The 21,550-nt window shown below is 68.5% G+C and carries 23 protein-coding genes; 8 read left to right on the top strand and 15 right to left on the bottom strand.

Annotated features, from left to right (window positions below; genetic code table 11):
* Window positions 1–9: 9 nt before the first annotated feature.
* The 5 genes from ACFPOE_RS20790 to ACFPOE_RS20770 form a co-directional block, all read right to left on the bottom strand.
* Window positions 10–945, bottom strand: a complete 936-nt coding sequence (locus ACFPOE_RS20790) for a bifunctional helix-turn-helix transcriptional regulator/GNAT family N-acetyltransferase (RefSeq protein WP_376852239.1) — start codon at window positions 943–945, stop codon at window positions 10–12.
* Between the two features lie 69 nt (window positions 946–1,014).
* A complete protein-coding gene (locus ACFPOE_RS20785) occupies window positions 1,015–1,764 on the bottom strand; it encodes an esterase/lipase family protein (RefSeq protein ID WP_376852238.1) in 750 nt (249 codons plus the stop codon).
* A 133-nt stretch (window positions 1,765–1,897) separates the two neighbouring features.
* Window positions 1,898–3,319, bottom strand: coding sequence for an aldehyde dehydrogenase family protein (locus ACFPOE_RS20780; RefSeq protein ID WP_376852237.1), 1,422 nt, complete (start codon window positions 3,317–3,319; stop codon window positions 1,898–1,900).
* Between the two features lie 4 nt (window positions 3,320–3,323).
* Window positions 3,324–5,471: a 3-hydroxyacyl-CoA dehydrogenase NAD-binding domain-containing protein gene (locus ACFPOE_RS20775; RefSeq protein ID WP_376852236.1), complete on the bottom strand. Its 2,148-nt coding sequence runs from the start codon at window positions 5,469–5,471 to the stop codon at window positions 3,324–3,326.
* 39 nt (window positions 5,472–5,510) lie between these two features.
* Window positions 5,511–6,716 (bottom strand): acetyl-CoA C-acetyltransferase, encoded by a 1,206-nt coding sequence (locus ACFPOE_RS20770; protein WP_376852235.1) that lies wholly within the window; start codon window positions 6,714–6,716, stop codon window positions 5,511–5,513.
* Window positions 6,717–6,802: 86 nt separating this feature from the next.
* On the opposite strand from ACFPOE_RS20770, the gene ACFPOE_RS20765 reads away from it, so the two are divergent.
* Window positions 6,803–7,966 (top strand): acyl-CoA dehydrogenase family protein, encoded by a 1,164-nt coding sequence (locus tag ACFPOE_RS20765; RefSeq protein ID WP_376852234.1) that lies wholly within the window; start codon window positions 6,803–6,805, stop codon window positions 7,964–7,966.
* A 6-nt stretch (window positions 7,967–7,972) separates the two neighbouring features.
* Here the strand turns inward: ACFPOE_RS20765 and ACFPOE_RS20760 are convergent, their stop codons facing one another.
* Window positions 7,973–8,263 (bottom strand): hypothetical protein, encoded by a 291-nt coding sequence (locus tag ACFPOE_RS20760; RefSeq protein ID WP_376852233.1) that lies wholly within the window; start codon window positions 8,261–8,263, stop codon window positions 7,973–7,975.
* A gap of 35 nt (window positions 8,264–8,298) precedes the next feature.
* A complete protein-coding gene (locus ACFPOE_RS20755; RefSeq protein WP_376852232.1) occupies window positions 8,299–8,688 on the bottom strand; it encodes a peptidase associated/transthyretin-like domain-containing protein in 390 nt (129 codons plus the stop codon).
* A gap of 267 nt (window positions 8,689–8,955) precedes the next feature.
* On the opposite strand from ACFPOE_RS20755, the gene ACFPOE_RS20750 reads away from it, so the two are divergent.
* Both ACFPOE_RS20750 and ACFPOE_RS20745 read left to right on the top strand, forming a co-directional pair.
* Complete coding sequence (locus tag ACFPOE_RS20750; RefSeq protein WP_376852231.1) at window positions 8,956–11,082, top strand: AAA family ATPase; 2,127 nt, start codon at window positions 8,956–8,958, stop codon at window positions 11,080–11,082.
* Window positions 11,083–11,213: 131 nt separating this feature from the next.
* Entirely contained in the window at window positions 11,214–11,390 is a 177-nt protein-coding gene (locus ACFPOE_RS20745; protein ID WP_376852230.1) for a DUF3606 domain-containing protein, read from the top strand.
* A gap of 12 nt (window positions 11,391–11,402) precedes the next feature.
* Here ACFPOE_RS20745 and ACFPOE_RS20740 read toward each other — a convergent pair whose 3' ends face one another.
* The 3 genes from ACFPOE_RS20740 to ACFPOE_RS20730 form a co-directional block, all read right to left on the bottom strand.
* On the bottom strand, window positions 11,403–11,630 hold the full coding sequence (locus ACFPOE_RS20740) for a hypothetical protein (RefSeq protein WP_376852229.1): 228 nt from the start codon (window positions 11,628–11,630) through the stop codon (window positions 11,403–11,405).
* Window positions 11,631–11,747: 117 nt separating this feature from the next.
* The gene (locus ACFPOE_RS20735) at window positions 11,748–12,017 is read right to left on the bottom strand and encodes a hypothetical protein (RefSeq protein WP_376852228.1); all 270 of its coding nucleotides are present in this window, start codon (window positions 12,015–12,017) and stop codon (window positions 11,748–11,750) included.
* 114 nt (window positions 12,018–12,131) lie between these two features.
* Window positions 12,132–12,290 (bottom strand): DUF3309 family protein, encoded by a 159-nt coding sequence (locus tag ACFPOE_RS20730; protein WP_376852227.1) that lies wholly within the window; start codon window positions 12,288–12,290, stop codon window positions 12,132–12,134.
* A gap of 189 nt (window positions 12,291–12,479) precedes the next feature.
* Here ACFPOE_RS20730 and ACFPOE_RS20725 point away from each other — a divergent pair, with 189 nt between their 5' ends.
* Window positions 12,480–13,184 (top strand): twin-arginine translocation signal domain-containing protein, encoded by a 705-nt coding sequence (locus ACFPOE_RS20725; RefSeq protein ID WP_376852226.1) that lies wholly within the window; start codon window positions 12,480–12,482, stop codon window positions 13,182–13,184.
* Window positions 13,185–13,191: 7 nt separating this feature from the next.
* On the opposite strand, the gene ACFPOE_RS20720 is transcribed toward ACFPOE_RS20725, so the two are convergent.
* On the bottom strand, window positions 13,192–14,361 hold the full coding sequence (locus ACFPOE_RS20720; protein WP_376852225.1) for a pyridoxal phosphate-dependent aminotransferase: 1,170 nt from the start codon (window positions 14,359–14,361) through the stop codon (window positions 13,192–13,194).
* Complete coding sequence (locus tag ACFPOE_RS20715; RefSeq protein WP_376852224.1) at window positions 14,351–15,295, bottom strand: CysB family HTH-type transcriptional regulator; 945 nt, start codon at window positions 15,293–15,295, stop codon at window positions 14,351–14,353. Before ACFPOE_RS20715 ends, ACFPOE_RS20720 begins: the two co-directional genes overlap by 11 nt.
* A 107-nt stretch (window positions 15,296–15,402) precedes the next feature.
* Between ACFPOE_RS20715 and ACFPOE_RS20710 the strand changes: the two genes are divergently transcribed.
* Window positions 15,403–16,557 carry an acyltransferase family protein gene (locus tag ACFPOE_RS20710; RefSeq protein WP_376852223.1) on the top strand — a complete coding sequence of 385 codons (1,155 nt, stop codon included), beginning with the start codon at window positions 15,403–15,405 and terminating at the stop codon, window positions 16,555–16,557.
* 20 nt (window positions 16,558–16,577) lie between these two features.
* Here the strand turns inward: ACFPOE_RS20710 and ACFPOE_RS20705 are convergent, their stop codons facing one another.
* The 3 genes from ACFPOE_RS20705 to lptF are packed head-to-tail and all read right to left on the bottom strand — an operon-like array spanning window position 16,578 to window position 19,152.
* Entirely contained in the window at window positions 16,578–16,937 is a 360-nt protein-coding gene (locus tag ACFPOE_RS20705; protein ID WP_376852222.1) for a sirohydrochlorin chelatase, read from the bottom strand.
* A 2-nt stretch (window positions 16,938–16,939) separates the two neighbouring features.
* Window positions 16,940–18,046: an LPS export ABC transporter permease LptG gene (gene lptG, locus ACFPOE_RS20700; protein WP_376852221.1), complete on the bottom strand. Its 1,107-nt coding sequence runs from the start codon at window positions 18,044–18,046 to the stop codon at window positions 16,940–16,942.
* The gene (lptF, locus tag ACFPOE_RS20695; RefSeq protein WP_376852220.1) at window positions 18,043–19,152 is read right to left on the bottom strand and encodes an LPS export ABC transporter permease LptF; all 1,110 of its coding nucleotides are present in this window, start codon (window positions 19,150–19,152) and stop codon (window positions 18,043–18,045) included. Before lptF ends, lptG begins: the two co-directional genes overlap by 4 nt.
* Window positions 19,153–19,189: 37 nt before the next feature.
* Here lptF and ACFPOE_RS20690 point away from each other — a divergent pair, with 37 nt between their 5' ends.
* The 3 genes from ACFPOE_RS20690 to ACFPOE_RS20680 are packed head-to-tail and all read left to right on the top strand — an operon-like array spanning window position 19,190 to window position 21,425.
* A complete protein-coding gene (locus tag ACFPOE_RS20690) occupies window positions 19,190–20,686 on the top strand; it encodes a leucyl aminopeptidase (protein ID WP_376852219.1) in 1,497 nt (498 codons plus the stop codon).
* Window positions 20,683–21,114, top strand: coding sequence for a DNA polymerase III subunit chi (locus ACFPOE_RS20685; protein ID WP_376852218.1), 432 nt, complete (start codon window positions 20,683–20,685; stop codon window positions 21,112–21,114). The genes ACFPOE_RS20690 and ACFPOE_RS20685 overlap by 4 nt, the downstream gene beginning before the upstream one ends.
* The gene (locus ACFPOE_RS20680) at window positions 21,114–21,425 is read left to right on the top strand and encodes a hypothetical protein (RefSeq protein WP_376852217.1); all 312 of its coding nucleotides are present in this window, start codon (window positions 21,114–21,116) and stop codon (window positions 21,423–21,425) included. Before ACFPOE_RS20685 ends, ACFPOE_RS20680 begins: the two co-directional genes overlap by 1 nt.
* The last annotated feature ends 125 nt before the right edge of the window (window positions 21,426–21,550 follow it).

Genomic DNA, 21,550 nt, shown 5'->3' with positions numbered 1-21,550 from the left:
GCAGGCGGCTCAGAGCCTGAGCTCCCAGGTCTCGCCGACCAGGTCGGTCCGGCCATAGCCCGAGAACGCTTCGCTCGAGGTCAGCACGAACCCGCGCGAGCCGTAGATGGCGCGCGCGGCCAGCAGGTGGGCCTGGGTCCACAGCACCATCTTGCGGTATTTGCGCTGGCGGGCGAAGGCGATGCATTCGTCCACCAGGCGCCGGCCCAGGCCGTGCCCGCGCGCGGCCGGCGTGACCAGCAACAGCCGCAGCTGCGCCACAGTCGGCGACTTCTGCACCACGAACACCGAGCCGACGCGCTCGCCGTCGATCTCGGCGATCCAGCCCTTCTCGCGCGCCGGCCTGAAGTTCTCGACGAAGCTGGCGGCGATCCCGGCGACCAGGCCCTCGAATTCCCAGTTGAAGCGCTCCTCGCGCGCATACAGCTCGCCGTGGGCCAACACCACCCAGCCCATGTCGCCGGGGCGCAGCTCGCGCAGCACCGCTACCGGCGCCGGCGATTCGTCCGGCTCGAGCAGGCGCTGCACCGTGTGCATGGCCTCGATCACGCGGCTGCGGTCGGCCGGCGGCAGCGGCGCCAGCAGGGCGGCGGCCTCGTCGCGCGACTTCTGCTGCAGCGGGGCGAAGGCCTGGTGGCCGGCCTCGGTCAGCGCCAGCAGGCTTTGCCGCGCATCGGCCGGTGCCGGTGTGCGGGCCAGCCAGCCCTTGCCCTCGAAGCGGCGCAGGATCCGGCTCAGGTAGCCGGCGTCGAGCGACAGCTCGCGCGCCAGTTCGCTGGCGGTCGGCTGCTGGCGGTGCGCAAGTTCGTACAGCACGCGCACGTCGGTCAGCGTCAGGTCGCTGCCGAGATAGGGGGCGAGCACGCCGATGCGCTGCGTGTAGAAGCGGTTGAAGCCGCGGACGGCCTTGACGTGGGCAGGGGTGACGGAAGACGCGGCGGCCATCCGGCGATGGTCGGCGAATTGATTGCCTCAGTCAAGTATCTCGGGGCATCGCCCGGGCCGCGGCCCGGCTCAGTTGTAGGCGCGGGCGGGGGCGGCGCCGAACGGGCGCCATTCGCCTTCCGGCTGCGCCAGCCGGTGGGTGATCGCCTCCAGCACCTTCGGGTGGGCCGGCAGCCCGCGATGGGTGGCGCCGTCGACCTCGATGTTCTCCGATTGCGCCGATTCCTTCTCCACGCACAGCCGCCACGGCACCAGGCCGTCGGTGCGGCTGTAGATCGACGTGCACGGCACCGGCGGGCTCTGGCTGAGCCGGTGGCGCAGGTTGACCGCCAGGTTGCCGTAGCCGCCCTCCAGCACCTTGATCAGGGGGCACTGCTGGTGGCCTTCGGCGCTGGTGTTGAACGGCGTGCCCAGCGTGATCACCTGGCGCACCAGCGGGTTGGTGCGCTTGGCCAGTTCGCGGGCATAGATGCCGCTCAGGCTCCAGCCCAGCAGGGAGACGCTGGACCCTTCGGTTTCGGCGACGTCGATGACCTTTTCCTCCAGCTCGCGCAGCCAGCGGTTGAGGTTGCGGTCGCGCGGGCCGGTGTCCACGCCCATGCCCCAGTCGTAGCTGGTGAAGCCGGCTTCGTCCAGCAAGCTGCGCAGCGGCGCGGTGCTGTCGGGGCCGCCGCCCAGCACCGGGAACACGATCACCGGCTGGCCCTGGCCGAGGTAAAGCGTGGCATCGCCGTCGCGCCGCACCGAGGGCGCGCAGCGTTTGAGAAGGGCGCGCAGCGGCTGGCGCAGCGCGTCGAACGCGGGAGTCGGGGATTGCATCAACGACATGAGTCCAGCCTGAGACATCTCAACCACTCCCGAGCCGGTCACCGGCCAAACGATGGGCACGATGCTACGAAGCGCCGCGCGCTCCGGTTCCCGGCACAAGCCGCGTTGTGAAGTAGGAGAGTGCCTACGCCAGCCGCTTGAGCAGGCGCAGGATGCGTTCGGCGCGTGGCCCGTAGGGCGGCCGCAGCAGGGAGGTGCCGGACCAGGGCGACTGCCCGAACACGGGCTTGTCCTTGGAGAAGGTGCGGAAGCCGTAGTCGCCGTGGTAGGCGCCGCTGCCGCTGGCGCCGACCCCGCCGAACGGCAGGTTCTCCTGCGCGATGTGCAGCAGCACGTCGTTGATGGTGACGCCGCCAGAGATGGTTTCGCGCAGCACCCGGCCGCGGCTGCGGGCGTCGCGCCCGAACCAGTACAGCGCCAGCGGCCGCGGCCGGTGGTTGACGAAGGCGATGGCTTCGTCGAGCGTGGCGTAGCCCAGCACCGGCAGCACCGGGCCGAAAATTTCCTCCTGCATCACGGCCATCGCCGGCGTGACGTCCAGCAGCAGGGTGGGGCGCATCTTGCGGTGTCCGCGCGCCGCAGGCTCGCCGGCGGGGTCGATGGCCAGCACCTGCGCTCCCCGGGACCGCGCATCCTCGACCAGCGCCTGCAGGCGGTCCAGGTGCCGCTCGTTGACGATGCTGGTGTAGTCCGGGTTGTGCTCCAGCGTCGGGTACAGCTGGCGGGTCGCTTCGGTGAAGGAATCGGCGAAGTCGCGCACCAGGGCCGAGGGCAGCAGCACGTAGTCGGGCGCGATGCAGGTCTGTCCGGCGTTGAGCAGCTTGCCGGCGGCGATGCGGCGGGCGGCGTCGGCCAGGTCGCAGCTGGCGTCCAGGATGGCCGGCGACTTGCCGCCGAGCTCCAGCGTGACCGGCGTCAGGTTGGGTGCCGCAGCCATCGCCACCTGCCGTCCGACGGCGGTGGAACCGGTGAAGAGCAGGTGGTCGAAGGGCAGGCTGGCGAACTGCCGCGCCACGTCGGCGTCGCCGTTGACGACCGCGCATTCGTCGGCGGCGAAGTGGCGCTCCACCAGCTGTGCCAGCAGCCCGGAAAAGCGCGGCGTGAGTTCGCTGGGCTTGAGCAGCACCCGGTTGCCGGCCGCCAGCGCGGCGACGGCCGGCGCCAGCGCCAGCTGCAGCGGGTAGTTCCACGGGCTGATGATGCCCACCACGCCCAGCGGCTGCGCCGTGATGCGGCTGGCGCCGGGCAGCGAATGGAACGACGTGGCCACCCGCCGCGTCTTCATCCAGCGCGCCAGGTGCCGGCGCGCGTGCGAGAGGGCGGCCAGCATCATCACCATTTCCGCCAGCGCGGTCTCGTGGCGCGAGCGGTGGCCGAAGTCGGCCGAGATCGCGGCGGCGATCGCCTCCTCGTTGTCGCTCACCAGGGCGCGCAGGCGCCGCAGCCGGTCCAGCCGCACGGCGCGGTCCGGGAAGATGTCGCGGGCGAACGCTTCGCGCTGCGCCTCGAACAGCGCATGCAGGCCGGCGGCAACCGGGGCATTCATGGCATCACCAGGACGGCCGGTGGGTGAGGATGGCGTCCTTCACCCTGGAGGTGAGGACGAAGCCGGGGCCGTACCTGGCCGCCAGCGCCTCGGCGCGCGCGAAGAAGGCCTCGATGCCGGTGCCGTAGATGAACTGCATGGCGCCGCCGGTCCAGGCCGGAAAGCCGATGCCGAAGATCGAGCCGATGTTGGCGTCGTGCACGCTGGTCAGCACGTTCTCGGACAGGCAGCGCGCGGTTTCCACCGCCTGCCGGTACAGCAGGCGGTCCTTCAGGTCCTGCATGTCCCAGCTGACGCCGGGCTTGCCGAACAGCGCCTGCAGTTCGGGCCAGAGCGTTTTCTTCGCACCCTTGTCCTGCGGGTAGTCGTAGAAGCCGGCGCCCGCCGCGCGGCCGTTGCGGTCGAATTCCTTGACCATCCGCTCCACCAGCAGTTCGCCCGGGGTGGCGATGTAGGTGCCGCCCTCGGCCCGCAGGTCGGCGCGGGTCTGGTCCAGCACGTGGACCGAGAGCGACAGGGCGGTTTCGTCGAGCACGGCCAGCGGGCCCACCGGCATGCCGGCCTGCAGGCCCGCCTGTTCCACCACCGCTGCCGGGATGCCTTCGCCGACCATCGCCGCGCCCTCCATCACGAAGGTGCCGAACACGCGCGAGGTGAAGAAGCCGCGCGAATCGTTGACCACGATCGGGATCTTGCCGATCGCCTGCACGTAGTCGAAGGCGCGCGCCACCGTGTCGTCGTCGGTCTGCTTGCCGCGGATGATCTCCACCAGCTTCATCTTGTCGACCGGGCTGAAGAAATGGATGCCGACGAACTTCTCCGGATGCGCGCTGGCCTTCGCCAGGCCGCTGATCGGCAGGGTGGAGGTGTTGCTGGCGAAGAAGCCGCCCGGCGCCAGCAGCGGCTCCGCCTCCTGCGTCACCCTGGCCTTGAGCTCGCGGTTCTCGAACACCGCCTCGATGATCAGGTCGCAGCCGGCCAGGTCGTCGACGCTGCCGCTGGCGCTGATGCGCGAGAGCAGGGCGGTCTGGTCGAAGGCGCTCATGCGGCCCTTCTCCACCCGCTGCTGCGTCAGCTTGGCGCTGTGGGCCTTGCCCGCTTCGGCCTTGTCCAGGCTCACGTCCTTGAGCACGGTGGCGACGCCGCGGCTGGCCTGGACATAGGCGATGCCGGCGCCCATCATGCCGGCGCCCAGGATGCCGACCTTCTGCGGCTTGTACTTCTCGGCCCGCGGCGGCCGGCTCTGCCCGGACTTGATCGCGTTCATGTCGAAGAAGAAGGTGTTGATCATGTTCCTGGCCACCGGGCTGACGATCAGCCGGGCCAGGTAGCGGCTCTCGATCCGCAGCGCGGTGTCGAAGTCCACCTGCGCGCCTTCCACCATGGCCGCCAGCGCCGCTTCCGGCGCCGGATACAGGCCGCGGGTCTTCTGCTTCAGCACCGCCGGCGCCACCGCCAGCATGCCGGCCACCTTGGGATTGGCCGGGGTGCCGCCGGGCATCTTGTAGTTCTTGTCGTCCCACGGATGGTGGGCCTCGGGATGGCCGTCGATGAAGGCCAGCGCCGCCGGCCGCAGCGCCTGGGCGTCGGGCACCAGCTCGTGGACCAGGCCCAGTTCCAGCGCCTCGCGCGGGCCGAACAGCTTGCTTTCCAGGATGAAGGGCTGCGCGCCCATCAGGCCCAGCAACCGCGTCATCTTGGTGATGCCCGAGGCACCCGGGATCAGGCCGAGCGTGATCTCCGGCAGGCCGAACTGGATGCGCTGGTGGTCGACGGCGATGCGGTAGTGGCCCACCAGCGCCACTTCCCAGCCGCCGCCCAGCGCCGTGCCGTTCAGGCACGAGACCACCGGCTTGCCCAGCGTCTCCAGCGTGCGGAAGCACTTCTTGGTCTGCTCGATCTCCTGGAACACGCGCGGGCCGTCGGCCGGCGTCAGCCGCATCGTCGCCTTGAGGTCGGCGCCGGCGAAGAAGGTGTTCTTGCCGGAGGCCAGCAAGATGCCGCGGATCGCCTCCTTGTCCTTGAGCACCTGCGCAGTGACCTCCACCAGCTCGCGCTGCCACTGCTCGCACATGGTGTTGACCTGCGAACCCTCCTCGTCGAAGGTAATCGTCGCGATGCCGTCCGCCAGCGTGTATTGGATTGTTTTCATATCAAGTCCGGCCCGCGCTGGCGCGGGACGTTTTCCTCCTTACATTCGTTCCACGATGGTGGCGATGCCCATGCCGCCGCCCACGCACAGCGTCGCCATGCCGTAGCGCAGCTTGCGCCGGTGCAGTTCGTCGATCAGCGTATTGAGGATCATGGCGCCGGTGGCGCCCAGCGGATGGCCCATCGCGATCGCGCCGCCGTTGACGTTGACCTTGTCGTGCGGCACGCCCATCTCCTTCATGAAGCGCATCGGCACCGCCGCGAAGGCCTCGTTGACCTCGAACAGGTCGATCTGGTCGATGGTGAGGCCGGCCTTGGCCAGCGCCTTGCGCGCCGCCGGCATCGGCCCGGTCAGCATGATGGTGGGGTCCGCGCCCGACAGGGCGGCGGCCACGATACGGGCGCGCGGCTTGAAGCCGTGCGTCTTGCCGGCCTGCTCGCTGCCGATCAGGATGGCCGCCGCGCCGTCCACGATGCCCGACGAATTGCCGGCATGGTGCACGTGGTCGATGCGCTCGACCTGCGGATAGCGGCCGATCGCCACGGCGTCGAAGCCCATCGCGCCGAGCTGCTCGAAGGCGGGCCGCAGCGCCGCCAGGCCCTCCATCGTGGTGCGCGGCTTGATGAACTCGTCCTGCGCCAGGATGGTCTGGTCCAGGAAGTCCTTGACCGGCACCACCGAGCCGGCGAAATAGCCGGCGTCGCGCGCGCGGGCGGCGCGCTGCTGCGACTCCATCGCGAAGGCGTCCACGTCCTCGCGGCGGAAGCCCTCCAGCGTGGCGATCAGGTCGGCGCCAATGCCCTGCGGCACGAAGGCGGTGGCCGAATTGGTTTCCGGATCCTGGGCCCAGGCGCCGCCGTCCGAGCCGATCGGCACCCGGCTCATGCTCTCCACGCCGCCGGCCACCACCAGGTCTTCCCAGCCGGAGCGCACCTTCTGCGCCGCCATGTTCACCGCCTCCAGCCCGGAGGCGCAGAAGCGATTGAGCTGCACGCCCGAGCAGCGGAAGTCCCAGCCGGCCTTCAGGGCCGCCACCTTGGCGATCACCGAACCCTGCTCGCCGACCGGCGAGACCACGCCCATCACCACGTCGTCGACCTGGCCGGTGTCGAAGTCGTTGCGGCGCTGCAGCTCGGTGAGCACGCCGGCCAGCAGGTTGACCGGCTTGACCTCGTGCAGGCTGCCGTCCTTCTTGCCCTTGCCGCGCGGGGTGCGGATCGCGTCGTAGACGAATGCTTCGCTCATGGAGTCTCCTGGTGGATGCGGCTAAAGTATATTCATTTCACCAAGCGCCCGCTCTGTGAAAATCGGGCCGCAGCAGGAGACTCCGCATGATCGAACGCACCCTTTACAGCCCCGACCACGAGGCGTTCCGCGACAGCTTCCGCCGCTTCATGGAGCGCGAGATCGCGCCGCACCACGAGGCCTGGGAGGAGCAGGGCTACGTGGACCGCGAGCTGTGGCGCAAGGCCGGCGCCAACGGTTTCCTGTGCATGACGATGCCCGAGCAATACGGCGGCGCCGGCGGCGACAAGCTGTACTCGGTGGCGCAGATGGAGGAGCTGGCGCGCGGCGGCTTTTCCGGCGTCGGCTTCGGCCTGCACAGCGAGATCGTCGCGCCGTACATCCTGCACTACGGCACCGAGGAACAGAAACAGCGCTACCTGCCCAAGCTGGCCAGCGGCGAGATGGTCGGCGCCATCGCGATGAGCGAGCCGGCCGCCGGCAGCGACCTGCAGGGCATCAGGAGCACCGCCATCCGGCAGGCCGACGGCAGCTACCTGCTCAATGGCAGCAAGACCTTCATCACCAACGGCTGGCACGCCGACCTGGTGATCGTGGTCGCCAAGACAAACCCTGCTGCCGGCGCAAAAGGCACCAGCCTCCTGCTCGTCGAACGCGGGATGCAGGGCTTCGCCACCGGCAAGCGGCTCAAGAAGCTCGGCCTGAAGGCGCAGGACACGTCGGAGCTGTTCTTCGACAACTGCGTGGTGCCGGGGGATAACCTGCTGGGCGGTCCGGGCTTCGAGAACCGGGGCTTCGTCTGCCTGATGGAACAGCTGCCGTGGGAGCGGCTGCAGATCGCCGTCAGCGCCGTGGCGGCGGCGCAGGCCGCCATCGACTGGACGGTGGAATACGTCAAGGAGCGCAAGGTGTTCGGCCAGCCGGTGGCGGCGTACCAGAACACGCGCTACAAGCTGGCCGAGATGCAGACCGAGGTGCAGGTCGCGCGCGTGTTCGTCGACAAATGCTGCGAGCTGGTCGGCCAGGGCAAGCTGGACACGGCGACCGCCAGCATGGCCAAGTACTGGACCTCGGACCTCCAATGCAAGGTGATGGACGAGTGCGTGCAGCTGCACGGCGGCTACGGCTACATGTGGGAGTACCCGATCACGCGGGCCTATGCCGACGCGCGGGTGCAGCGCATCTACGGCGGCACCAACGAGATCATGAAGGAAGTGATTACCCGGGCGATGGGCCTGGGCGCGAAGTAGCGGGCCTCAGGCCGGCTGCGCCACCGGGTGCGGCAGCTCCAGCCCGAAGGTCGAGCACTCCAGCGAGGGCAGGTCGTCGATCTGTCCGAGCGCGGCCAGGTTGGCGGTGGCCAGCGCCGCCGGCACAGTTGCATGGTGTTCGCCGCCGAACAGCTTGAACAGGCAGTCGGCGCCCCAGTAGTCGGAAGGCTTGTGCCGGCAGATCTTGGCGTAGCTGGTGAAGCGCTTGCCGTCCATCGAGGGCCAGGCGTAACTGGCAACGTAGAAGCCGTGCACCGGCCCGAGGATCTGCTCCATGGGGATGTCCCTGTCTTTGTTGATTGATCGGGCGTTCAGTTGCCGCTGGCCGGCCAGATGAAGGTCGCTCTGGCGGGCCTCTTGCCATGGGCCACGGTGACGGTGCTCTGCCGGCTGGCGCCGTCCGCGGTCGCCGTGACGCGGTAACTGCCGGGCCCGGGCAGGTCCACCAGCATGATCGGGGCGTCGCAGGTCGCTTCCAGCACGCTGGTGCCGCGCCGGTCCTGGATCCGCACCGCGACGTCGGCCATGTAGGCGCCGGTGCTGGTGGCGAAGGTCAGCATCAGGTCGTGGCTGCCGGCCTCGGCCTTGATGCGCTGCTGCTCATCCACGCCGACACCGCCGCAGCTGAAATTCTGGGCCGACGCAGCGGCGCCGGTGGCGAGCAGCACCAGCGCCAGGCAGACGGACGATACGGGTTTCATGGACACCTCCGGAGGACACGTCGAGTATCGACACGGGTCTGGGGCTGCACGTCGGAATGCTTCCGCAACGGTTGTAGGAATGAGCCGCCCCGCAGGCTTGGCCGCTTCGCAACGGCTTGTCACTTGCAGCCCGTGAATTTGTCACGCCGGCTGCCGTAACCAATTGAACGATAACCCTACGCTGTTGCCCTCCAGGTCGCTGTCTGTAGGATGGCTCTGACAGAGGAAGTTGTTTTGTTCGGGTGCGCCGCACCCGGGAAGTGAATCATGTCGGAACTCTCATCGAACCCCGCCGGCCAGCAGGAGGCACGCGACCCGTCGGAGTCGCCTTCGTCGCCCTGGCGTGCGCTCAAGAAGGCTGCGGCCCGCCTGCAGGACTGGTTCACCATCCAGTCCGTCGGCGTCAAGCTGATGGTCGTTGCCATCGCCATCCTGATCCCAGCGACGGCCGGCTATTCGTGGTCGGTGCTGCAGCACCAGGAGCAGGTCGCCCAGCAGGTCAAGGCGATGGTCTCGGCCAACGGCGACGGCGTGTGGACGTACAACAAGAAGCTGCCGGTCGTCTTCGGCACCGGCTCGGTCCTGAGCTTCCTGGAGGAGAACGGCGCCGACCGCATCACCGTGATCTACACCCCGCTGTCCTGGAACATCTCAGAGCGCTACATCCTGATCGAGTCCAAGGGCAAGCAGTACGCCTACTACCCATCCGACATCGAGACCAAGATCTTCACCGACAAGGCCGTGACCGCGCCCTGGGGCGGCCGGTTGAGCTTCGTGCCCAAGTCCGAACTGGACGCCGACAGCCTGGAGGTGTTCGCCCGCCTCGAGCAGCGCTTCTCCGGCGCGCGTCCGCAAAGCGAGAAGGATGCCTGGAAGGCCGGCGTCAGCGGCATGATTTCCGCTGCGATGACCCTGGGCCTGCTGGCGTTCCTGTGGTTCCAGCTGCGCGGCCAGTTCAAGGCGCTCAGGTTCGTGGAGCCGTCCCAGGTGCACGGCGACATCGGCGAGCTGGTCGGCATGGACGACATCAAGGGCGAAGTGGCGCAGATCAAGGACCAGTACCTGCGCCGCCAGGCCTACGCCGACTACGGCGTCAACAAGGCGTTCAACGTCATGTTCAGCGGCCCGGCCGGCACCGGCAAGACCAAGCTGGCCAGCTACCTGGCCAAGGAACTGCAGCTGCCGATCCTGTTCCATTCGGCCGCCAACCTGGAAACCGGTTACGTCGGCGGCGGCTCGCAGACCCTCAGCCGGATCCTGGCGATGGCCAAGCGCCGCCGGCGCTGCATCATCTTCCTGGACGAGGCGCAGGACCTGTTCATGAAGCGCGGCGGCAACCGCAAGTTCGACGACGACACCCAGAACATGCTGCTGGCCGTGCTGGACGGCGTGCGCACCAAGGCCGACGCCGAGATCATCTGGATCGTCGCCAGCAACTTCAACCAGGAGACGCAGCCGATGGACGAGGCCATGCTGCGCCGCTTCCAGATGAAGGTGGACTTCCGCCTGCCCAACCGCGAGGAGCGCGAGGCGATCATCGGCCACTACCTGGCGCAGCGCGCCGACAAGCTGGACGCCGGGATGGACCTGCGCCACCTGGTGGAGATCACGGAAGGCCGCAGCCCGGCCGACCTGGAGACCATCGTCAACCAGGCCGGCATCATCGCGGTGCAAGCCGGCGACAACATCGGCGAAGGCACCCTGATGCAGGCGGCCGAGCGGGTGCTGGTGGGCAACGTCACCGAACGCACGACCAAGGAGCGCGAGCGCGACCGCCGCGTGATCGCCGTCCACGAGTGGGGCCACTTCCTGGTGGACTTCATGCGCGAGCGCGAGCTGGCGCAGGGCAACTGGGAGGCGATCCAGGCCGAGATGAAGACCATCAAGATCTCGCTCAAGGCCAACCCGCGCAACAACGCGCTGGGCTTCGTGTTCCACAAGCAGGGCAACAACCTGCTCAAGACCAAGGCCGACATCGAGCACGACGTGCGCGTGCTGCTGGGCGGCATGGCCAACGAGGAGCTGTTCTTCGGCGAGGAGGGCACCACCAACGGCGCCCACAACGACATCACCCGCGTCACCAAGCTGCTGCATCACGCAGTGGCCGAGATGGGCATGTACCGCAAGACCCGCCTGAACTACGGTGCGCTCGACAACCACGGCGGCCGCAGCCTGGACGACGAGACGCGGATGTTGATGGAGCAGCAAAGCGAGCGCCTGTACGGCGAAACCCGCACGCTGCTGGCACGCCTGAAGCCGCTGACCGAGCACCTGGCCGGCAAGCTGATGGACGCCGGCGAGATGAGCCTGCGCGACGCGCTGTTCGAGATCCGCAGCTTCGAAGCCGCCTGCCACCAGTTCAACAACAAGGTCGGACTGGCCCACGCCGGCTGATCCGCCTGCCGGGCGCTGCGGCTCTTCCTACAGGGCGCCGCCCGATCTTCCGACTCGCGGCAGTCGCATCCGCCGGCGTGACGCACGCGCGCACGGGCCTACGCTGGATCCTCACCAAGGAGGATCACCTCATGTCCGAAGACAAGGGAAAGCGCGACAGCTGGGATTGCGTGAGCCTGGAACACGAGTGGGAGCGTCGCAACTGGACCCACTGGCTGCACTGCGACGAGCAGGAGTTGCGCCGTGCAGTGGAGTGCGTCGGTTCGGACCCGGACAACGTCCGCCGGTTCCTGCGGCAGGCGCGCTGAGGCGCCGCTGATTCAGGACTCGTCGTCCGGAGCCTCGGCGGCCGGCACCACGCGGGCCTGCTCCTGGCTGATCAGCCTGGCCATGGCGCTGCCGGAGCCTTCGCCGCTCGAACCGTGATCCGGGCCAGCCTGGCCGGCGGATTGCGCTCGCGCTGCAGCTTGGGGCCGTTCGCGCGCCGGGGCCTCCTGCGGGGCGGCATCTTCGCTTGGCTGATCGTCGTTAGGGGAGGGGGTGCCCATGCGCAGTCCGGGTTGGGGGGGTGATCGCCGGAGATTGGCTTGATGCACGTTAGGTGGTAAACGGACCGGGGTCTGTAGGACAAGGCGCAGCGCCTGTGCCCGGATTGCCCCTTGTCCTCAATAGCGACGGGCGTCGTCGGGCCGGCGATCGTATCGATCGCGCACCCCGTCGCCGTCGCGGTCATGGTCGCGCCTGCCGTCGTAACCGCGCCGGTAGCTTCGACCGCCTTCGATATAGACCGCAGGCGGTTCGACCACGTAAGGGGCGGCCTGGTAATAGCCGCGGTTGCCGTAGTAGCCCTGGCCGTAGTAGCCGGGGCCGCCGTACGGATAGGCGACGCAGCCGGACAAGCCGGCTGCCGCCAATAGCACTGCAAGCAGTTTCATGGGGCGCTCCTGGATGAAAAAACTTCTTTCATTCAACGCCGGGCGAGTAAACCCGGCATGTCGCCGCGGTATCGCCGGCGTATCGCGCGGTGACGGGATGTGCCCGGCAGTGGGCTAGATGCGTCCCATCAGCAGCAGCACCAGCAGGATCACCACGATCAGGCCTAGACCGCCGCTCGGTCCGTAGCCCCACTTGCGGCTGTGGCCCCAGGTGGGCAGGGCGCCGACCAGCAGCAACACGAGGACGATCAGAAGGATGAGGGACAAGGACATGGTTTTCTCCGTTTTGTGTGGGGCCAGTTTCTGGCTCTTCCCTGGGCGGGCAAGCCGGAGGCCGCGCCAGCTCATCGTCAGTGGGTATCCCGAGCCGCTGTCGGCCTTCGCGCCGCGGCTGCCCGGTGGCGGCCCCTTTGACAGGGCCGCGGGTCGGCGTTAGCTTAGAAGCACTTCCGGGAGGCGTCCATGGACCGTCGCGGCTTCATCGAGACTTGCACCGCCGGCGCCGCGTGCGCCTCGGCCGGCGCCCCGTGGCCGGTGTTCGCGGCGGACGCCCGGCCCAAGCCCTACTCGCGCGTGCTGCTGGTCGACGAGCTGGGCGACCCGTTGCGGGTGGCGAAGCTGCAGCCGCTGGTCAACTACGTCTTCCAGTATCCGTACGTCGCCACGCCGGTGTTCCTCCTGGACCTGGGCAAGGCGGCGCCGCCGCAGGTGATGAGCCTTCGCAACAACCAGACCTACGGCTGGCCCGGCGGTGTGGGCCGTGGCCGCAGCGTGGTCGCCTTCAGCGCCATCTGCGCCCACAAGCTGGTCTACCCGACCCGCGACGTCAGCTTCATCAGCTTCCGCAGGACCCGCGCCCGGCGCGGGGTGCAGGACCGGCTGATCCACTGCTGCGCCGAGAACAGCCAGTACGACCCGGCCAAGGGCGCGGAGGTGCTGAGCGGGCCGGCGCCGCAGCCGCTGTGCGCGGTGCTGCTCGATTACGACCCGCGGGCCGACACGCTGGCGGCGTGGGCGACGCTGGGCGGCGAGCTGTTCGACGAGTTCTTCAGCAAGTACGACGCCAAGCTGAGCCTGGATGTCGGGCCCAGGGCCCGCGACGTCGTCACCGGCCAGGCCGTGGTGCGCGAGCTGGAGAAGTACTGCCGCAACCCGGTCCAGTGCTGAAGCGGGCTCAGAGCCTGGCCAGCCGGTCCAGCGCCAGGTTGAGCGTCACGTCCTTCTTGGCGAAGCAGAAGCGCACCACCCGCTGGTCGAAGCCATTGCCGTAGAAGGCCGACAGCGGAATCGCGGCGACGCCGATCTCCCGCGTCAGCCACTGGCAGAAGTCCGCCTCGCCCAGCTGCGACACCTGCGAGATGTCAACGCACTGGAAGTAGGTGCCCTCGCTGGGCAGCACCTTGAAGCGGGTGCGCTGCAGTCCCTGGCGGAACAGATCGCGCTTGCGCTGGTAGAAGGCAGGCAGCTCGAGATAGGGCTTGGGATCGGCCATGTACGCCGCCAGGCCGTACTGCACCGGCGTGTTGACGGTGAACACGTTGAACTGGTGGACCTTGCGGAATTCGGCGGTGAGCGGGGCCGGCGCCGCCACGTAGCCGACCTTCCAGCCGGTGACGTGGTAGGTCTTGCCGAAGCTGGAAACGATGAAGGCCCGCGCCGCCAGCCCGGGAAAGCGGGCCGCGCTCTGGTGCTGCGCGCCGTCGAACACCATGTGCTCGTACACCTCGTCGCTGATCAGCAATGTCTCTGTCGGCGCCACCAGCTCCTGCAGCCGGAGCATGTCGGCCTCGCTCCAGACCGTGCCGCTGGGGTTGTGCGGCGAGTTGATGACGATCGCGCGGGTCTTCGGGCCGAGCGCCGCGCCGATCTTGTCGAAGTCCGGCCGGAAGCTGCCCGGCGTCAGCGGCACCCGCACCGCGACGCCGCCGGCCAGCTCGATGTTGGGCACGTAGCTGTCGTAGCAGGGTTCCAGCACCACCACTTCGTCCCCGGGGCGCACCACCGACAGGATCGCGGTGAGGATCGCCTGGGTGGCGCCGGCCGTGACGGTGATTTCGGCGACCGGGTCGTAGCGGCGCCCGTAGATCGCCTCCACCTTGGCCGAGATCGCCTCGCGCAGCGGCGCGACGCCGGTCATCGGCGGGTACTGGTTCAGGCCGCGCGTCATCGCGTCGGTGACGGCCTGCACCAGCTTCGGGTCGCAGGCGAAGTCCGGGAAGCCCTGGCCGAGGTTGACGGCGTCCTTCTCGGCGGCCAGCGCCGACATGATGGTGAAGATGTTGGTCCCCATCGCGGGGAACTTGGATTGCAGCGCTGGCGTGCGGGGTTGGAGGTTAGAGCTCATAGTCGTTGACGTGGCCGGTCATGGCCTTGGCGATCAGGTTGCGGTCCAGCCGGTCGGACAGCAGCTCGGCGAACTTGTAGACGAAGTTGCGCAGGTAGGCGCTGCGCTTGAAGGCGACGCGGGCCACGTTCTGCCCGAACAGGTGACCCAGCGGACGGGTCGCCAGGTCGGCGTTGCTGCCGTCCTCGCGCACCGCCATCTCCGCGACGATGCCGATGCCCAGCCCCAGCCGAACGTAGGTCTTGATCACGTCCGAGTCGATCGCTTCCAGCGCGATCCGCGGCGTCAGCTTCCTCTGGGCGAAGGCGGCGTCGATCCGGGTGCGGCCGGTAAAGGACGGGTGGTAGGTGATGATCGGCTCGGCCGCCAGGTCTTCCAGCGAGATCCGTTCCTTCTTCGCCAGCGGGTGCGCCAGCGGCAGCACCAGCACGTGCTGCCATTCGTAGCAGGGCAGGGTGACCAGGTCCTTGTAGTCCGACAGCGATTCGGTGGCGATGCCGATCTCGGCGATCTCGTCCATCACCATCCGCGCCACCTGGTCGGGCGAACCCTGGTGCAGGCTGACGTTGACCTTCGGGTAGGCCTCGCGCAGCCTGGCGACCGGCACCGGCAGCACGTAGCGGGCCTGGGTGTGGGTGGTGGCGATGGACAGCGTGCCGCTGTCCTGCGCGCTGAACTGCTCGCCGATCCGCTTGAGGTTGCCGACCTCGCGCATGATCAGCTCGATGCTGGCCAGCACGTGCTGGCCGGGCTCGGTGATGCGCTTGAGTCGCTTGCCGTGGCGCGCGAAGATCTCCACGCCCAGTTCCTCTTCCAGCTCGATGATGGCCTTGGACACGCCCGGCTGCGAGGTGTGCAGGGCCTTGGCCGCCTCCGTGAGATTCAGGTTGCGGCGGGCCGCTTCCTGGACGAATCTGAATTGGTGGAGGTTCATCTTGATTGGTACTAAGGGACAGGATAATTATGTAGTATTCGTCTATAGAAAGATCGGCGAGGGGTTGTGACCTCCTGCGTCGGGGCAGATCGAAACGGGGGGACAGCGTGCAAGCGTCTCAGACTGCGCGGGACAACATCGACCCGCTGACAGGCTTCCGGTTCCTGGCAGCGATGCTGGTCTTCGTGTCGCACTACGACATCCCCGGTCTCAGCGGGACGGCCTTGCGTGCCACCCGCTCGGGGTATGCCGGCGTGACGTTGTTCTTCGTCCTGTCCGGCTTCGTCATCGGCTACAACTATCTCGACCGCTTCGAGTCGCGCATGAGCGCCGGGCTGGTGCGCGACTACCTGGTGGCCAGGCTGGCCCGCGTGTATCCGCTGTACGTCTGTTTCATCGTGTTCGGCTACCTGGCGCAAGGAATGACGTCGCTGCCGTGGACGCATCTGTTCGCCCTGCAGCCCTGGAGCGCAGATTCGAAGGTCGCGTTCGGCGTCAATGCCGCGGCCTGGAGCATCGGCGTGGAGGCGTTCCTCTATCTGGCGTTTCCGCTGCTGGTGCCGGTCCTGGCGTGGCTGAAGGTGCTGTCCTCGCTGCGCCGCCTGCAGGTCGCCGCCGTGGTGGTGGTCGCGGCCATGTTGTACGCGGCGGTCTATTTCACGTCGGCCGGCCTGGCCGACCTGCCCCTGGAGCACCCGGCATCCCCCCATCGCTGGCTGTACCGCGTTCCGGCTTTCCGGCTGGGCGACTTCCTGCTCGGGATCCTGGGCGCCACCTTCTTCCTGCGCTACGCGCGCACCGATGCGCAGGGCCTGCGGCGCTGGTCGATGGTGACTTACCTGGCGGCGGTCCTGATCCTGCTGCTGCTGGCGGCCAGGAAGAACTTCCATTCGGCGTTCAGCTGGGACCTGGCCTATGCCGTTCCGGCGATGCTGATGATCCTGGGCCTGGCGATCAACCGGGGCTCCGCGCTCAGCCGCTTCCTGAGCTCGCCGGCGCTGGTGCTGCTGGGCGAATCATCGTATGCGTTCTATCTGGTCCACCTGCCGGCGGCGCCGATGCATCATGGAACCGTCCGGGGCGTGCCTTACGAGCTGGCCCTGTACCTGGTGTTTCTCGGTCTGGTGATCGCCCTGTCGATCGGGCTGCATATCGCCATCGAGACGCCGGCGCGCCGCTGGCTGCGGCAGCGGCTGGCCCCCGCGCGCGCACCGGCAGACACCCGGCGACCGCCTGAGGCGGCCGAAGCCAGGCTGCACTGAGCCGCCGCTGGCGGGCCCGGCTAGGTGACCGCGATCCTTGCCAGCAGGTCCAGCACCCGCGGATCTTCTCCGACCGCCTGTTGCAGCCTGAAGTCGACGCCGGGGTGGGTGCTGCGCACTTCCTCGACCAGTCCGGGCAGGTCCTCGCGCGCATGGCGGCCGGTGCCCAGGAACATCGGCACCACGGTGACCTGAAGCGCGCCCTGCGCGGCCAGGTCGGCGGCGGCATCGGCCAGTCCGGGCTGCTCCAGTTCCAGGAAGGCGCAGCGCACCGGCATTCCAGGATGCTGCGAGCGGATGCGCTGCGCCACTGCGTCCATCGGCAGCCGCCACAAGGGGTCGCGCGAGCCGTGGCCGAACAGGATGATGGCCTTGTCCATCGCTAACGCCTCAGCACCAGCCAGCCGAATGCCGCCAGCGACATCAGGCTGTAGATCAAGCCGGGCGAGGCCGCCGTCAGCCAGGGCCACCAGTCCTGCAGGTTGCCGATGTAGCCGAACACGTTGTTCAGCAGAAAGAAGCTGATGCCGATCAGCACGCCCCCGAACACGTAGCTGGTGATCCCGCCGCTGCGGAAATGCAGGTAGGCGAACGGCAGCGCCAGCACCACCATCACGGTGCAGCTGAGCGGATAGAACACCTTGCGCCAGAACTCGATCTCGTAGCGCTGCGAGGTCTGGCCGTTGGCTTCCAGGTGCTGGATGTACTGGAACAGGTCGATGGTGCTCATTCGCTCCGGCTTGAGCAGGGCCACCGACACCATCTCCGGGCTGATCCCGGTGGGCCAGCGCAGCGAAGGCACCTTGATCCGCTCCACCTTGGCCTGCGGGCCCTGGGTGCTGAACTCGCTGCGCTCCACGTCCAGCAGCGTCCACGAGCCGTCGTCGGCAAAGCGCGCCTGCCGCGCCTGGGTCTTGGAGACCATGAAGCCGCGCGCATCGGCTTCGAAGATCCGCACGCCCTGCATCTCGCCTTCGGGCGACAGCGCGCCGACGTTGACGTTGTAGGTGTGGAAGGCCTGTTTCTCCTTGAGCCAGGCGCCGGTCTGGCCGACGCTGATGCGGCCTTCGAACCGGGCCTTGAGCAGCTGGCCGGCGCGGTCGGCGGCCGGCGCCAGGTAGTCGCCGCAGGCGAAGGTGAGCACGGTGAAGATCAGGCCCAGCCCGAGCAGGGTGCGCAGGGCGCGGAACGGCCCCAGCCCGCTGGTGCGCAGGATGGTGTATTCGGAGCTCTGCGCCAGCCGCGCCATCACGAAGATGGTGCCGATCAGCACCGCGATCGGCAGCAGTTCGTACAGGTGGCTGGGGATCTGCAGCGTCACGTAGCCCAGTGCCTGGCTCATCTTGTAGACCGCACCGGCCGGGCCGCGGCCGACGTTGGGCAATTCGTCGACGAAGTCGAAAAAGAAGAACAGGGCCAGGAAGCCGATCGCGACGAACACGACCGAAGCGACCACTTCCCGGTAGATCAGGCGCCGGATCGTCTTCATGCGCGGCCCGTGGCTGGCGGCAGCCGGCGTCGGCGGCGCAGCCGCAGGCTCCAGCCGTTGTGCTGTTTCGCCAGCCAGAACAGGCCCAGCAGCAGGGCGCCGCCATGCAGGCCCAGCATGAAGCCGATGAAGCTGGCGCGGCCGCCCGCGATCCAGTTCTGCCCCAGGTTCAGCAGGTTGTAATAGACGACGAAGGCGAACAGGGCGAACACCAGGTTGCCGCTGCGGCCGGCCCGCGGATTGACGCTGGACACCGCCACCGCGATCACCACGAAGTTCAGCGCCGCCAGCGCCAGCCCCAGGCGCCAGGCCAGCTCGCCGCGATTGGGCTGGCTGGGGTCCGTCACCAGGGCCCAGGTCGACAGCGCCTTGGCCGGAACCGCGTCGGCCGGTGCCAGCTCGCTGCGGCCGACCCGGCTGCCGAATTCCTGGAACTCGCTGATCTTCAGGCCCGGCGCGGTCAGCGAGCTCTCCAGCCGCTGGCCGTTGTTCAACTGCAGGAACTGGTCCTCGCCGCGGGCCACGATGCTGCCGCTGCGCGCCGACGTCACGGTCTCGCGGCCCTTCTCGCTGGTGGAGATGAAGATGTTGCGGCCCGACTTGTTGTCCGGGGTGTCCTTGTCCAGGAAGAACACGCGGTTGCCGCTGGCCGATTCCTGGAACTGGCCTGGGGCGACCCGCTCCAGGTCGCCGCGGCGGCCGTAGCGGTCCTTCATGTCCTGGGTCTGCTGGTTGGACCAGGGCCACACCACCAGCGCCAGCAGCGCGATCACCAGCAGCACCGGCCAGGCGAAGCGCAGCAGCGGCTTGAGGAAGGCGGACAGCCCGCGGCCGGCGGCAAACCAGATCACCATCTCGCTGTCGCGGTACATGCGCGTGAGCGTGCCCACGATGGCGATGAACAGGCTGAGCGTCAGGATCGGCGGCAGGTAGCCCAGCACGGTGTAGCCCATCACCATCATCACCTCCTTGGGGTTGACGGCGCCGCGGCTGGCCTGGCTCAGGGTGCGGATCAGCGTCATGGTCATCACGATGGTGACCAGCACGACCAGCGAGGCGCCGAAACTCCTGGCGAGTTCCTTGCGAAGTGAGGAATGGAATAACATCGGCGCGACGTTCTGTCCCGGAGAAAAACAGCGAATTATGGACTTTGATCTCAAGACCCTTGGCCTGGCAGGAGCGGCCGGCGAAAAAACCGATGCGTTGGTGGTGCTGGTGATGCAGGGCGGGGCGGGCGGCAAGGACGCCGTGTCGCAGCTCCAGTCGCAGGCCGTCAAGGCCGGCGACCTGGAGGCCAAGCCGGGCAGCCTGCTGCAGGCGTGGCGCCATCCGGGCGTGGCGGCGGCCCGGGTGCTGCTGGCCGGTTGCGGCGACGGCACCGGTGCCCAGGTGCGCACCGCCGTGCAGGCGGCCGTGGCCGCGCTGCGCGGCTCCCGGGTCAAGCGGCTGGCCATCGTGCTGCCGGCGCAGGCCGGCGACGACGCGGTGCGCGCCGCCGTGGTCACCGCGGCCGACGCCAGCTATTCGTACGTCACTACCAAGTCCAAGGCCGAGGGCCGCAAGCTGGAGCACGTCACCATCGGGGTGGCCAATGCGGACGCGTCGCGCCAGGCCTTCGAGCAGGCCACCGCCACGGTCAAGGGCATCGAGCTGGCCAAGGAATGGGCCAACCGGCCGCCGAACCACGCCACGCCGACGCTGCTGGGCGAAGCCGCGCGGGCCCTGGCCAAGGAGCACGGCTTCGGCTGCGAGGTGCTCGGCCCGAAGGAAGTGGCCAAGCTCGGGATGGGATCGTTCATGGCCGTGGCGCAGGGTTCGGAGGAGCCGCTGCGCTTCATCGTCCTGAAGTACAACGGCGCCGGCAAGGGCGATGCGCCGGTCGTGCTGGTCGGCAAGGGCATCACCTTCGACACCGGCGGCATCTCGATCAAGCCGTCGGCCGAGATGGACGAGATGAAATTCGACATGGGCGGCGCGGCCAGCGTGCTGGGCGCCTTCCGTGCCGTGGCGGACCTGCAGCCCGCGATCAACCTGGTCGGCCTGATTCCCAGCTGCGAGAACATGCCCGATGGCCGTTCCGTCAAGCCCGGCGACGTGGTCACCAGCATGAGCGGCCAGACCATCGAGATCCTCAACACCGATGCCGAAGGCCGGTTGATCCTGTGCGACGCGCTCAGCTACGCGGAGCGGTTCAAGCCCAAGGCGGTGGTGGACATCGCCACCCTGACCGGTGCCTGCGTGGTGGCGCTGGGCGGGGTGCGCAGCGGCATGTTCGCCAGCGACGACGACCTGGCGCAGGCGCTGCAGTCCGCCGGCGACGCCGCGCTGGACCCGTGCTGGCGCATGCCGCTGGACGACGAATACGCCGAGGGCCTCAAGACCAACTTCGCCGACGTCGCCAACGTGGCCGGCCGCGCCGGCGGCGCGGTGGTGGCGGCCAAGTTCCTGCAGCGCTTCACCAAGGCCTATCCCTGGGGCCATCTGGACGTGGCGGGCACGGCCTGGAAGGGCGGCGCCGCCAAGGGTTCCACCGGCAGGCCGGTCGGGCTGCTGGTGGAATTCATCATGGGGCAGCAGGGCGAACCCCAGCCGAAACCGGCGCGCAAGGCGCGCCGCAGCGGCAAACAGACAGGTCGATGACCGAGGTCGCCTTCCATTTCAATGCGCCCGACAAGCTCGGGTACGCCTGCCGGCTGCTGCGCAAGGCAGTCGGCACGGGCGCGCGGGTGATGGTCACCGGCCAGGCGCAGACGCTGCGCGAGCTGGACGTGGCGCTGTGGACCTTCGCGCCGCTGGAGTTCCTGCCCCATTGCAGCGACGCCGCCCCGGCGGCGGCACTCGCGGCCTCGCCGGTGGTGCTGGCCGAGTCGGTGCGTTCCGCCCCCCACCTGCAGGTGCTGGTGAACCTGGGCGGCGTGGTGCCCGAGGGCTTCGAGCGTTTCGAGCGCTTGATCGAGGTGGTCACCGCCGACGAGCAGGACCGGCTGGATGCCCGCGGCCGCTGGAAGCATTACGCCGACCGCGGCTACTCGATCAAGAAGCACGACGTCGCGGCGAGGCCCGCCTGATGGCCACCGCCCGCAACCCGCCGCGCTTCGTGCCCACCTTGACCGAGGTGGTGAAAGCCAGGAAGGCCGCTTCCGGGCCGGCGGTGCCGGCCGCGCTGTCCGAAGAGCAACTGGTGCACCGGATCATGCAGCGCGTCGAACTGACGCTGGAGCGGCGGCTGCGCGAAGCCATCGCCACCACGGTGCTGCAGCAGACGCAGATGCTCGGTCCCTTGCTGCGCGAGGAGATCGAACTGGTGGTGCGCCAGAGCGTGGAGCAGGCGCTGGCCGAGGAACTGACGGCCACCCAGGGCACCGGGCCGCAAGCCTGAAAACCGGCGTCGCCGCGGCGACAACGCGCTGGCGCAAATCCAGCCCCCATGACATTCCCCTATGGTTCGGGTCCGGAAATTGCGATATGTTCGCCGCCGTTGAGCCAAAAAAGATTTCTCAACCT

The organism is Caenimonas terrae, from assembly GCF_042655405.1.
Classification (GTDB): Bacteria; Pseudomonadota; Gammaproteobacteria; order Burkholderiales; family Burkholderiaceae_C; genus Ramlibacter; species Ramlibacter terrae_A.
The sequence above is the reverse complement of the archived record's forward strand: the minus strand, read 5'-3'. Positions and strand labels throughout refer to the sequence as shown.